The following is a 12,767-nucleotide window of genomic DNA, read 5'->3' on the forward strand; positions in this document are numbered from 1 at the left end:
GTGGAGTCGACAAGTCCGGTCCGTCAAGAGACAATCGGGGTCACTTACCAAACCCACCGATTGTCTTTCGACCCCCATCACCGGCATGACCAAAACGGCTCATCACGAACTTGTCATTCTTGGCGGCGGCCCTGCCGGCTACGTCGCGGCGATCCGAGCGGCCCAGTTGGGCATCAATGTTGCCTGTATTGACGAAAACCCGCGATTCGGCGGCACCTGCTTACGGGTCGGATGCATCCCAAGCAAAGCGTTATTGGAATCGAGTCATCTCTACGAAGAAGCCCGGCATCGTTTCGCCGATCATGGTTTGAAGATCAACGGGATCGAAGTCGACCTCGATGCGATGATGGCTCGCAAGGACAAAATCGTCGACACGCTGACCGGCGGCATCGATTTATTGTTCAACAAACGCGGTGTCACCGCGTATCGCGGTCGGGGCAAACTTCGGGACGTCGAATCGATCGAAATCACTCCGTGCGGCGGTGCCGACGCGGATCAACCGACGATCGTCACCGCTGATCAAATTCTGCTGTGCCCGGGCAGTGTTCCGGCCCGCTTGCCGTCGGTCGAAGAAGACGGCGATCGAATCGGCAACAGCACTACGGCCCTGTCGTTCCCTGAGGTGCCTGAGAAACTCGTCGTGATCGGCGGCGGATATATCGGTTTGGAATTGGGCAGCGTTTGGAACCGATTGGGCAGCCATGTGGTCGTTTTGGAAGCATTCGATCGCGTCCTGCCGGGACTCGACAACGAAATGGCCAATTTGGCCCACCGGGCATTTAAGAAACAAGGCATCGAGTTTCACACCAACGCGATGGTCTCGTCGGCGCGGGTCGATGAGAGCCAAGTCAAGCCCTGCACGGTCGAAGTCGTCGACGGGGAAACGATTTATTGTGATCGGGTGCTCTTGGCGACCGGCCGAGCGCCCGCGACCGATGATCTGGGACTGGCCGCTGCCGGAATCCAAACCGACCGCCGCGGGTTCATCGAAGTCAATGAAGAGTTTCAAACTTCGGTGCCCGGCGTGTACGCGATCGGCGATTGCATCGGCGGTGCCATGTTGGCTCACAAAGCGATGGAAGAAGGCATCGTTTGCGTCGAGCGGATGGCGGGCATCGCCAGCGAAATGAATTACGACGTCATCCCAGCGATCGTTTATACCTATCCTGAAATTGCCATGGTCGGACGCACCGAAGAGCAGCTAAAGGAAGCCGGCATCGAGTACAAGAAGGGAGTCTGCCCGTTGGGTGCCAACGGACGGGCCCGCACGCTCGGGGATACCGACGGACGCGTCAAGATCCTTGCCGACGCCGAAACCGATCGCGTGCTGGGCGTTCACATCATCGGACCTCGGGCGGGAGATTTAATTGCCGAGGCCGCTTCGGCGATGGAATTCGGAGCGAGCAGCGAAGACATCGCACGCACCTGCCACGCTCACCCGACGTTGGCCGAAGCGGTACACGAAGCCGCCATGGACGTCGACGACCGCGCCATCCACACCGCCTGAACCAATCGATCTCGTGAACCCAATGATCTCATGACCGCACATGATCAAAAAAAGCCTCAGGATTCCCCCGGCGGCGATGCGATCACGCCGGCCCCGATGAAAGTCATCGGGTGGCGAGAATGGGTCAGTCTTCCGGGGCTGAACGTTCGCCGGATCAAAGCTAAAATCGACACCGGGGCCCGGTCGAGTTCCCTGCATGCCTTTGACGTCGAAACCTACACGCTCGACGGCATCGAACGGGTCAAATTTTCCATCCACCCCGCCCAAGAACGCGACGATATTTTTGTCAACGCCGACGTGCCGATTTTGGAACGACGGCATGTCAAAAGCAGTAACGGCGAAGTCAGCGAGCGAATTGTGATCCGAACGGAACTGTTCTTGCTGAACCAACGCATGCAGGTCGATTTAACACTCGCCAATCGCGACGCGATGGGCTTTCGAATGCTGGTCGGTCGAGAAGCGATCCGGACTCGATTCCTGGTCGATTCAGGTGGCTCGTTTCTGGCCGGTCGTCGGCGTCGAAAACACCGCTAGTGTTTTTTTGCATCTGAATTAGGAGTAGTGAAACTCGCGAAGAGTTTCGGAAGTACTCGTCAATCACCGAAAGTCTTAGCGACTTTCGCTACGGCCTCAATCCGAAGATTTAGTCGTAACATACCACTGGCTTTTCTCTAAAACACTTAATCGAATCGACTTCCCATGAAACTTGCCATCCTCTCCTGCAGCCCGCGATGCTACTCGTCCCGGCGTTTGTTGGAAGCCGCTGAGCAACGCGGTGTCGAAGTCAAAATCCTCAATACGTTGAAATTCGCCATCGACTTGGAACAAGGCGAGCCGGATTTGTACTATCGCAGCAAACACATCAGCGACTACGACGCGATTTTGCCGCGGATTGGGGCTTCGATCACGTACTTCGGGACCGCCGTCGTTCGGCAATTCGAACAAATGGACGTATTCTGCGCGAATTCGTCAGCCGGGATCAGCAATTCTCGCGACAAACTCCGCAGCCTGCAGATTCTCAGCCGACACCAAATCGGGATCCCGCAAACGACTTTTGTCCGCGATCGTAAAGATATCCTGCCGGCGATCGAACGCGTCGGCGGCGCCCCCGTGATCATCAAGTTGCTCGAGGGAACTCAAGGGGTGGGTGTGATCTTGGCCGAGTCCGTCAAGGTAGCCGAAGCCATCATTGAAACGCTGCACAGCACCAAGCAAAACGTCTTGGTGCAGCGTTTCGTTTCCGAAAGCAAAGGCCGTGACATTCGAGCCTTCGTCATTGGCGACCGAGTCGTCGCCGCCATGCGGCGGGTGGCCCAGGGAACCGAGTTCCGCAGCAACATCCATCGCGGCGGCGTGACCGAATCCGTGTTGTTGGACGAGTCGTATGCTGAAACCGCCGTCCGGGCTGCTCAGATCATGGGATTACGCGTCGCCGGCGTGGACATGCTCGAAGGACATGATGGGCCGCAGGTCATGGAAGTCAACTCGTCACCGGGTCTCGAGGGCATCGAAACCTGCACCAAACTTGATATCGCCGGCGCGATCATCGATTACATGTCCGCTCAAGTCGATTTTCCCGAAATCGACGTGCGTCAGCGTTTAACGGTCAGTCGTGGTTACGGCGTGACCGAGATCCACATCCGCGATGGCTCGGATTTTGTCGGCAAAACGATCGACGAGTCCGGATTGCCTGAACAGGACATCAACGTCTTGACGCTGTATCGCGGAACGACCGTAATTCCCAACCCGCGGCTCAAACGTACCCTAGAGCCGAATGATCGACTGTTGTGCTTCGGCAAACTCGAAGCGATGCGAAGCATGGTGCCCGAAAAGGTCCGCAAACGGCGCAGCCCCAAGGTGAAATCATTGCCCGCCTCGGCCCAACTGATTCAACGAGAAATCTCCGCAACTTAGTGCTTCGTAAAAATTAAAAATTAGGGTTAGTGAGGTGAGCCGACGGCGGTAGCGGGCTGTTGATTTAGTCCTCATCGAAACCCGAAGCGTGAGCGAGGGATACATACAAAGGACTTAATGGTGATGAATCCCTCGCTCACGCTTCGGGTTACGATTAAATCAACACGCCGCTAGCCGCGGGCATTGCTCGACACCGACGCTAGCGGGCTGTCGGTTTAATCGTATACCGAGTGACAACAATTAGCCGACGGGCGTTAGCCCCGGTTAACGGTCGCGGGAACCGCCGCTAACGCGGTACGGCTAATTAAATCGACAGCCCGCTAGCGGCGTGTTGATTTAGTTTGCATCGTAACCCGAAGCGTGAGCGAGGGATGAGTCAATATCAATCATCCCTCGCTTACGCAACTCACTGTACCACACATCTGTCGTGTCTTGTGAGGACGACAAAACTGTGGGCAGGACATTCAGTTCGGCACGCGAATGATGGTTCACCCAGTGCTCTGGTTCTCTAGGTGATTGACGAGTACCACGATTCCCATGAACCCCTCCCAAAGGGAGGGGTTCTTCTGCCTTGCTCCGCTGGGCAACTTGAATCGGACCACAAAACTGTCCATCTCGAAAACCAATCAAGGTTTCAAACGCAACGGCATCAATCTACGGACTTGTGTGGTACGACGAGCTTACGCAGCGGGTTACGATTACAACAACAGCCCGCTAACGCGTTCGGCTAACGCTGAAATTAAATTTTGACGAAGCGCTAGAGACGATCCGAAAACGGGCAGTTTCGAATGGATGGTCGATTCGTCGAGAAAATGATCGTTCGGGCACTGATGGAGACCAACGACCGATCCTTGGCATCCTCGATTGATCATGCGACAATCCTCGTGATGCCTGGGGTGCAACGAACATTGCTGTTGGAGATTGACTTGCCATGATGGATTCTCAAACGTCGAACACGCCTGCTAATCCTACACAGGCAACCGATGAGCAGCCGCCGCGAAGTTCGGTCGGTTCGTATCGCGAAGCGACGGGGGTCGTTCACGACAAGAACGAAAAGCCGGTCGTCGTTTACAGCGAAGTGACCGGACCAATCATGAACATGACGTTCCTTCAAAAGGCGTTGTTGTTTGCCGAGTTGGCCATGGTCGCTTACAACGACGAGCGTGAAGCGACCGAAGCGGCCAAGTTGGTCGGTTTTCCGGATGTCACATTCTTTGACCATGACGGATCACAGGCCTATCGATTTCGAAATGAATTCGACTCGGTCATCGCGTGTCGTGGTACCGAGCCGAACGAATGGAACGACATTCAAGCCGACGCCAACGTGGCGGCGGTGTTGGCCGAAACCGCTGGCAAAGTTCATCGTGGATTCAAGCGAGAGGTCGATGACCTTTGGCCGATGCTCGAAACGGCATTGATCGAGTGTCGGCAACCGGTGTGGTTTTGCGGTCATTCACTCGGGGGGGCAATGGCCACAATTTGCGCCGGTCGATGTTTTTTGTCGCACATCAAAAGCAATCCGAGCGCGTTGTTCACTTACGGCAGCCCGCGTGTCGGCGACCGGCGATACATTAATTTCGTCAAGTTGGATCATTATCGTTTCGTGAACAACAACGACATCGTGACGCGAGTCCCACCCGCTTGGATGGGCTATCGACATGCGGGGCGTGAAGTGTATTTGGACCGCAACGGGAACATGGGGCCGATCAACTACATCATGAAACGGCGTGATCGGTGGCGAGGATTCTTGAAATCGTTGCGGCGATTTCGGATCGATCATTTCTCCGATCACCCGCTTCATCAGTACATCAAGCCGATCTTGCGAGCGGCTCGGGAGGAACAGGAAGCTCTGGGGCGTGGCGGGGAAGCCGTCGATGCGACAGAATTGGTGAATTGATTGATGTCGATCCCATCACATCTTCTTGATCGACGATCCCCAGCTTCGGAGTCCGAATGAGTTCCCGCAAATCATCCTCACGCCCAACCCCTTCGGACTCACAAGATTCAGTCCCGGCGAATGACTCGGCCGTGGTGATCGAAGGCGTGGAGTTGAAATTGGCCCATGCTTACCAGGCCCCGGGCGACTGGATCGGTCAAGCGGAAATCTTGAAACAGTTGCTGGCGTGTTGGATCACGGTGGACGAGACGGACCTGCCGCTGACGCCTCGCTTGCTCGGCTCACCGGGTGTGGGCAAAACGCAACTCGCGATCGCGGCGGCCAAGCAACAGGGCGTGCCGCTGTACATTTACCAGTGCACCGCCGACACGCGTCCCGAAGACCTGTTGATCACGCCGGTACTCAGCCGCGGCGGCGAGATCGCCTATCACGCTTCGCCGTTGGTTAGCGCGATGATCCGAGGCGGGGTGTGTGTGCTCGACGAAGGCAACCGGATGAACGAGAAGTCTTGGGCGTCGCTCGCGCCGCTTTTCGACAATCGTCGTTATGTCGAATCGATCGTGGCCGGGATCACAATTCCCGCATCACCGGATTTTCGCGCCGCGGTGACGATGAACCAAGACGAATCGACGTTCGAGATCCCCGATTACATCCTCAGCCGGTTGCAACCGACATTGCAGGTCGGATTTCCGAACAAGCAGGACGAGATGGCGATCCTGCAATATCATTTACCGTTCGCTGAACCGGAGATGTTGGCGTTGACGGTGGAGTTCTTGCAACATTCGCACGAATTGAAGTTGGATTTTTCTCCGCGTGACGGAATCAACTTGTTGAGGTTCGCGATCAAGCGAATGGCACAAGACAAAGACCATCCGGTGGCACACGAAGACGCTTGGCAGGAAGCCCTGGAAAAATGTTTGGGCGAAGATGCTGTTGATCTGGAATCCCTCGCCGAGCGTCGACGTCGCACGTTGGGTGGCGATTCGGTACCACTCGGCTTGGCCGATTTGTTCTTCGACGCCGACGATCCGTTGCATCCCGATCGGGACGATGACGACGACGATTTGGATTGAACCAATTTAAACTTAAACTTAAACCTCAACTTAAACCTCAACTTAAACAACAGCCGGATTCGGCCGTTGCCGGCCGAGAAGAGAGTTTAAGTTTAAGTTTGAGTTTGAGTTTGAGTTTGAGTTTGAGTTTGAGTTTGAGTTTAAGTTTAAGTTTAAGTTTAAGTTTAAGTTTAAGTTTAGGTTTAGGTTTAGGTTTAGGTTTAGGTTTAGGTTTAGGTTTAGGTTTAGGTTTGGTTGCTTGAGTTGGGGGATTAACTTGCGAGCAATCACTCGGCACTATCGGTTGTTTCGTATCGGGCTCGGAACTCGGCTTCGCTGAGTACCTCGACCCCCAACGCTTCGGCTTTGGCTAGTTTGCTGCCGGCTTTTTCGCCGGCGATGACGAAGTCGGTCTTCTTGCTCACGCTGCCGGCGGCCCGCCCACCGAGGGCTTCGATGCGTTCTTTAATCTCGTCGCGGGTGTAATGTTCCAGCGTTCCGGTCGCGACGACGTTCTTGCCCGCGAGCGGCAATTCACTCGGGTCGACGTCGACTTCCACCGGTTCGGGTTCGGACATCACGACGCCGATGGCTTCCAGGTCCGTCACGATCGCGGCCCCGACATCACTGGCGAGGAATCCCACAAGGCTTTCGGCGATGCGTTCGCCGATCTCGTGGATGGACGCGATTTGGTCGGTGGTCGCTTGCCGGAGCAGTTCCAAATTCCAAAACTTCGCGGTGATCAGTTTGGCAACCCGTGGTCCGACGTGGCGGATACTGATCGACGACAAGACTCGGGCGAGACCTCGAGTACGGCTTGCCTCGATGCCTTGGATCAAGTTCTCCGCGTTCTTTTGTCCGAACTGGACGTCGATCATCTCATCGCCTTTGCCTTTGCGTTGCCTCGGCCAAGTCAAACCGGCGAGCGTCTCGGCGTCGAGCCGATAAAGATCGGCGTACGATGCAACGAGTTTTTTTCCCAACAACAGATCGACGACCTCTTCGCCCAATCCGTCGATGTCCATCCCCGTGCGGCTTCCGAAGTAAATCAAACGTTGGCGGAGTTGGGCGGGGCACTGCGGATTGATGCAGCGGATATAAACGCCGCCGTCGTCCTGTTTGAGCGGCCCGTCGCATTCGGGGCATCGGGTCGGGAATTCAAATCGCGGCAGGTCGCCGGTGCGTGCGTGCTTCTCGACTCGCACCACCTTGGGAATGATCTTGCCCGCCTTTTCGACGACCACGAGGTCACCCACACGGACGTCCAAGCGTTCGATCTCGTCGGCATTATGGAGTGAGGCACGCGAGACGGTCGTGTCGGCGATATCGACGGGGGTCAGGTACGCGACCGGGGTGATCGTGCCGGCCTTGCCGACTTGGACTTCGATCGCTTCGAGTCGCGTCGTCGCCTCGTAGCGTTCAAACTTATACGCGATCACCCATCGAGGGCTCTTGCTGCGCACACCGAGTTTCTCGCGTTGGGCGAACGAATCGACTTTGAAAACGATGCCATCGATCTCGAAAGGCAACTCCGACATTTCGGTTTCCAGTTCCGCAACCGCCGCGAGCGCTTGTTCGGTGGATGCCAATCGCACCGCATCGGGCGTGGCGGGAATGCCCATCGACTCGACCCACTTGAGAAACGTCATGTGGTCGGTCACGTCGATGCCGTCGAGTTGGCCACTGCCGTGACAAAAGAATCGTAACTTTCGTTCGCTTGCGATCTTCGGATCGAGCAACCGGATCGTTCCGGCGGTAACGTTGCGTGTGTTCTTGTAAGGTTCCAGTCCGGCTTCGGCTTGGCGAACGTTGAGGTCCGCGAGATCCGCACCGGTCATGTAGATTTCGCCGCGAAGTTCGACCACTTTGGGCGGGTTGTCGGTATTGAGCTTCAATGGAAGATCGCGGATCGTGCGGACGTTGTGCGTGATATCATCGCCGACGACGCCGTTACCCCGCGTCAAGCCGAGTGTCAAAACCCCGTCTTCGTATCGAATCGACCCGGCCACTCCGTCGATCTTGTATTCCATCACCCACGCAACCGGTTGGTCGTCGTCATTCGCTTCGGCCTGAAGGGCTTTTTCGATTCGCAACATCGCGGCCTTCAGTTCATCACGGCTGTAGGTGTTGTCGATCGAAAGCATCGGCACTTGATGAGGAACCTGGACGAGATGATCGACCACGTCGCCGCCGACCCGCAACGTCGGCGAGTCCGGCTGAACATGTTCGGGATGGGCTCGTTCCAAACTCGCTAATTCCTCCATCAATCGGTCGTACTCAAGGTCCGAGATTTCGGGTTGGGCAAGTTGGTAGTACAGGCGATCGTGATGGCGGATCGACTCACTTAACTCGGCGATCCGTTGCTGTGGGTCCGACTCGGTTTTGCCGTTTGATTCGGTATTGGGGCGTGGGCTGGAGGACGACATGATCACAATTCCAAGAAGATGTCTTGAGGGAGCGAGGCATCTTATCAAAGTTGGCTACAATGCGGACATGCCTCGGATTCTATTGCACCACCATTTCAAAATTCAGACCGCCGTTGATGTCGACGACTACGCCAAGAACGCCCGCCTCGCCGATCAGAGTGAAAGTGACCTTAAAGCGGGGACACAAGGAATTCCACATCGGCGAAAGTGGCTTGCCGTTGGAAATCGGGCGACAGTCGCGTGGGGAAGACGTCTCGGTTTTGTGCACCGTGCAGGACCACGGAAATCAGTTTCGCATCGCGATCGCCGAGATCACGGTGCTGAGCTTGCCTCGGCACGCATTGCGGATCGAAGCTTCGCAATCGGGCGAGTTGGTATGCGTGAACTTGCACTCGCAATCCGCCTTCCGTGTGTCGCATCGATCTGACCCGGTGATGCCGGGTGAACGAGTTGCGTTTGAGAATCAACTGATCATCGCATTACCGGAGGACTTTGTCGTCGAGATCAATGTGGTCATGACGTCTCGATCGGGTGCCGGCGGAGACCCGTCCCGAACCAACGAAGTGGCCGCGACGACTCCGTTCCGAACGATCACCCGAGACGAGTTGGCTAGTTCGATCGATGGGGGCGATTTCACGATGCCGCTCAACCCCCATGCGAGCTTTGCCAGGACCTTCGCCAGTGATTCCAATACCGAACGTCGCCAAGGCGCGATCGATCTCGTTCGTCAAGCTCTCGCGGTTGTGAAGAAGTCGGCTGGCAGCGATGAGTTTTTTGAAACGGCCGTTCATAGCGTTGCCAAGATGATTGAGCTCGACCGAGCTTACGTGTTGATCCACGAAGGCGGAGGTGCGGGCGTCGGAGGTCACTGGTCGGTACGTGCTAGTTATCTCGAGAAGGAGCAGCGACGAGTCCCGCCGGCGAACTTCGGCCACCGGGACGGTGATTCCGGCGATACCGCCGCAGCAAGCGGACCGTCTTCTAAACACCAGGTCGGCATGCCCGACAAGGACACCGCGATGCCTTCGGGCAGTCGGACGTTGTTACAACAGGTCTTGAAAGAACGACAAACGATCATCTACGAACCGGAGAGTTATCAACACACGGTCGGTTCCTCGATCATGTTGCTTGATCGTGCTGTTGCCGCGCCCATTTTCGACGATCACGGGGAAGTCGTTGGTGCGCTCTACGGCGACCGCACCCTCGGATCCGCTCACGCCGATTCGCCGATTGATGATTTGGAAGCGATGTTGTTGGAAGTCATGGCCGGAGCCGTCTCGGCGGGCATGAATCGTCAACGTCACGAAGCGATTCAAAACTCAATGACGCAGTTTTTCTCGCCGGCGATCACCCAACGGTTGCTGCAAAACGAAGATCTCTTGACCGGTCGCGATGCGGAAGTTTCCGTGTTGTTTTGTGATATTCGCGGATTCAGTTCGATCAGCGAACGGGTCGGACCGGAGAAGACGATCCAGTGGATCAACGATGTGTTTACCAAGCTAAGTCGTTGCGTGGTTCGCACCGATGGAGTGTTGGTCAACTACATCGGAGACGAACTCGTCGCGATGTGGGGCGCTCCGGCGGAACAACCCGATCATGCCCGCCGGGCGTGCGAGGCCGCCTGTCAGATGCTGCAAGAAATCGATCCGCTACGTGAACGATGGAAAGCCATCACGCCGGAAAAGTTCGGCGTCGGTATCGGAATTCATACCGGCATCGCACGTGTCGGCAACACGGGTTCGGAGGTCAAGTTCCAATATGGTCCCCTGGGCAATACCGTCAACTTGGCCAGCCGGGTGCAAAACATTACCAAGAAATTCGGGATCACGGCGATCATTACCGAAGCGACCCGCGACGCATTAAAGGCAGTCGTTGCGAACGAATCTCCCGCTTCGGATTGTTTGGAACATTTGCAAACTCGACGTCTGGCGACCGTGCGGCCACTCGGGATCACCGAAACGGTTGACCTTTATCAATTGCAAACCGGCAACGATCCGACGTGGCAATCGATGGCTCAGCGGTATGAATCGGCTCTCGACCTTTACCATCAATCCGATCTAACGGGAGCGGCTCGAGTGCTCGCATCGCTCGTCCACGAACATCCCGATGACACACCCAGTGTCGTATTGCTCGGCCGCGTCGTCGATGCGATCACCAGTCGTAGCGAAACGATCAACCCGGTGATGGAATTCAAAACGAAATGATCGCACGCTTACTTCTCGGATGATGCTTCAGACCTTTTGGATTTTTCCGACCAGTTTTCTAGTCGCGAATCGAGGCAAGAACCCGACTCCGGTCACCATCAATCGATTTCGCCATCCAGGAATGATAATGTCTTCTTTGTTCTGGTAACCGTCGTACCCTGCTTTGGCGACCGCTGCGGCAGGCATCGCGGCGGCGGCGAAAAAGTCAAATTTTCCCATTCCGGAGTCGTCGCCAAAACCTGTTTCGGTCGGTCCCGGAGCTAGCAACGAGACATTGACGCCGGTGCCGGCGAGTTCTTCCCGCAAACCTTCGGTAAAGGAAAGGACATAAGCTTTGGTCGCATAATAGACGGACATGTTCGGTCCGGCTTGGTACGCGGCGATGCTTCCGACGTTGAGCACGCCGCCTCGACCACGCTCGATCATTCCTGGCAACAATAAACGGGTCAACCGAGTGAGAGCGACGATATTGACCATCACCATGCTCGTTTGTCGATCTGCGGAAAGGTCGGCAAATTTTCCTAATGCACCAAAACCGGCGTTGTTGACTAAGTGGTCAATCACAAGATCACGCTCGGCGAGCGCGTTAACAAGATCGTCGGTGGCACCGGGTTGAGATAAATCGACCGGGACAACCGTAGCCTTGATCTTGTGTTGCGAGCGAAGGTCATCGGCGAGGCGTTCTAGTTCATCCTCACGGCGAGCCACCAGCACGACATCATCGCCGCCGGCGGCGAACAGCTTCGCGAGTTCCAGCCCGATGCCCGAAGAGGCGCCGGTAATGAGCGTGGTGGGCATCTTGAACTCGTGAGTTAGTGAAAGCGGTATCGAAAAGGGCAATGAGCGTGTTTCGCATCCTCGCCAAAAGACCTGAAGAAATCAGGCGACTCGAGGAGGCTGTCCCTTCGCTTAGCACTGAGTGCATTCGCCGTGCCGCTGTCCGCGAAGTCGATCCAGTTGGTGCGAGATCATTGCAATCGCGGTGGCACGGGGAATTGCAACGAGAACTTCGTGCCGCGTCCGACTTCGCTTTGAACGCTGATTCGTCCGCCGTGGGCTTCGATGATTTTCCTCGCCGTCGGCAAGCCTAAACCCGAGCCGCCGTCCTTGGTGCTGTAGAACGGCTCGAACATGTGCATCACGGTGTTGTCGTCGACGCCCGTTCCGCTGTCGATCAGATCCAAAAGCACGCCGCCCCGGTTGCTGTAAGTTCGCGCCCATAACTGGCCGCCTTCGGGCATTGCTTCGAGTGCGTTCTTAACGAGGTTCATCAGCGCCGACTGCAACGAGTCGCTATGCAAGCGGATCATCGGCAGGTCAGGATCGAGGTAGCGTTGCAGGTCGACTTTCTGCGCGTCGGCTTGGGCTTGATAGGCGTCGAGGACTCGCCAGACCTGGTCGTTGAGGCTGCCCGGCACGAGATCGATTTGTCGCAATCGTGCATAACGCAAAAAGTCACGCAGCAATCCTTCCATCCGCTCGCATTGGTCGCGGACCATGTCGACACGGGGCAGGCACCGGCGGCTCGCCGGCGTGTCGATCTCGACCAAGTCCTCACTGAGCAAATCGATATTCATGTGAATGATCGACAGCGGGTTCTTGATCTCGTGGGCGAGCGAGCCGGCGAGTTCGGCGAGTTCTTCGTATTGGCTGCGGGCGACGTCCATTTCGGCCTGGTGGGCGGCCGCCTGACGAGCCCGCTCTTGTTTGGATGAATTCATGCCGGAATTGTAACGTCTTGCCGACCGATCGCATCACCTCGACGAA

At 56.3% G+C, this 12,767-nt stretch carries 10 protein-coding genes; 7 read left to right on the forward strand and 3 right to left on the reverse strand.

What is annotated here, in order from left to right; translation table 11 throughout:
- Positions 1-85: 85 nt before the first annotated feature.
- From lpdA to Pla100_RS26845, 6 genes are all read left to right on the forward strand, one after another.
- Positions 86-1,507 (forward strand): dihydrolipoyl dehydrogenase, encoded by a 1,422-nt coding sequence (gene lpdA / locus Pla100_RS26815; RefSeq protein WP_146581864.1) that lies wholly within the window; start codon positions 86-88, stop codon positions 1,505-1,507.
- Positions 1,508-1,537: 30 nt separating this feature from the next.
- On the forward strand, positions 1,538-2,041 hold the full coding sequence (locus Pla100_RS26820; protein WP_146581866.1) for an ATP-dependent zinc protease family protein: 504 nt from the start codon (positions 1,538-1,540) through the stop codon (positions 2,039-2,041).
- A 165-nt stretch (positions 2,042-2,206) separates the two neighbouring features.
- Positions 2,207-3,421: a RimK family alpha-L-glutamate ligase gene (locus Pla100_RS26825; RefSeq protein ID WP_146581868.1), complete on the forward strand. Its 1,215-nt coding sequence runs from the start codon at positions 2,207-2,209 to the stop codon at positions 3,419-3,421.
- A 931-nt stretch (positions 3,422-4,352) separates the two neighbouring features.
- Positions 4,353-5,318: a lipase family protein gene (locus Pla100_RS26835; protein ID WP_231603670.1), complete on the forward strand. Its 966-nt coding sequence runs from the start codon at positions 4,353-4,355 to the stop codon at positions 5,316-5,318.
- A gap of 56 nt (positions 5,319-5,374) precedes the next feature.
- Positions 5,375-6,391 carry an AAA family ATPase gene (locus tag Pla100_RS26840; RefSeq protein WP_146581870.1) on the forward strand — a complete coding sequence of 339 codons (1,017 nt, stop codon included), beginning with the start codon at positions 5,375-5,377 and terminating at the stop codon, positions 6,389-6,391.
- Positions 6,388-6,633, forward strand: coding sequence for a hypothetical protein (locus tag Pla100_RS26845; RefSeq protein ID WP_146581872.1), 246 nt, complete (start codon positions 6,388-6,390; stop codon positions 6,631-6,633). Before Pla100_RS26840 ends, Pla100_RS26845 begins: the two co-directional genes overlap by 4 nt.
- A 24-nt stretch (positions 6,634-6,657) precedes the next feature.
- Here Pla100_RS26845 and ligA read toward each other — a convergent pair whose 3' ends face one another.
- On the reverse strand, positions 6,658-8,796 hold the full coding sequence (gene ligA / locus Pla100_RS26850) for an NAD-dependent DNA ligase LigA (protein ID WP_146581874.1): 2,139 nt from the start codon (positions 8,794-8,796) through the stop codon (positions 6,658-6,660).
- 158 nt (positions 8,797-8,954) lie between these two features.
- On the opposite strand from ligA, the gene Pla100_RS26855 reads away from it, so the two are divergent.
- The gene (locus Pla100_RS26855) at positions 8,955-11,000 is read left to right on the forward strand and encodes an adenylate/guanylate cyclase domain-containing protein (RefSeq protein ID WP_231603671.1); all 2,046 of its coding nucleotides are present in this window, start codon (positions 8,955-8,957) and stop codon (positions 10,998-11,000) included.
- A gap of 27 nt (positions 11,001-11,027) precedes the next feature.
- Here the strand turns inward: Pla100_RS26855 and Pla100_RS26860 are convergent, their stop codons facing one another.
- Together Pla100_RS26860 and Pla100_RS26865 are read right to left on the reverse strand one after the other, a co-directional pair.
- On the reverse strand, positions 11,028-11,798 hold the full coding sequence (locus Pla100_RS26860) for an SDR family NAD(P)-dependent oxidoreductase (protein WP_146581878.1): 771 nt from the start codon (positions 11,796-11,798) through the stop codon (positions 11,028-11,030).
- 170 nt (positions 11,799-11,968) lie between these two features.
- A complete protein-coding gene (locus Pla100_RS26865) occupies positions 11,969-12,721 on the reverse strand; it encodes a two-component system sensor histidine kinase NtrB (RefSeq protein ID WP_146581880.1) in 753 nt (250 codons plus the stop codon).
- Positions 12,722-12,767: the final 46 nt, after the last annotated feature.

This window comes from Neorhodopirellula pilleata (assembly GCF_007859915.1).
GTDB lineage: Bacteria > Planctomycetota > Planctomycetia > Pirellulales > Pirellulaceae > Rhodopirellula > Rhodopirellula pilleata.

What these genes read in the sequence shown, in the direction of transcription:
- lpdA (WP_146581864.1), top strand. Translation starts at nt 86, where the DNA reads ATGACCAAAACGGCTCATCACGAACTTGTCATTCTTGGCGGCGGCCCT.
- Pla100_RS26820 (WP_146581866.1), top strand. Translation starts at nt 1,538, where the DNA reads ATGACCGCACATGATCAAAAAAAGCCTCAGGATTCCCCCGGCGGCGAT.
- Pla100_RS26825 (WP_146581868.1), top strand. Translation starts at nt 2,207, where the DNA reads ATGAAACTTGCCATCCTCTCCTGCAGCCCGCGATGCTACTCGTCCCGG.
- Pla100_RS26835 (WP_231603670.1), top strand. Translation starts at nt 4,353, where the DNA reads ATGATGGATTCTCAAACGTCGAACACGCCTGCTAATCCTACACAGGCA.
- Pla100_RS26840 (WP_146581870.1), top strand. Translation starts at nt 5,375, where the DNA reads ATGAGTTCCCGCAAATCATCCTCACGCCCAACCCCTTCGGACTCACAA.
- ligA (WP_146581874.1), bottom strand. Translation starts at nt 8,796, where the DNA reads ATGTCGTCCTCCAGCCCACGCCCCAATACCGAATCAAACGGCAAAACC.
- Pla100_RS26860 (WP_146581878.1), bottom strand. Translation starts at nt 11,798, where the DNA reads ATGCCCACCACGCTCATTACCGGCGCCTCTTCGGGCATCGGGCTGGAA.
- Pla100_RS26865 (WP_146581880.1), bottom strand. Translation starts at nt 12,721, where the DNA reads ATGAATTCATCCAAACAAGAGCGGGCTCGTCAGGCGGCCGCCCACCAG.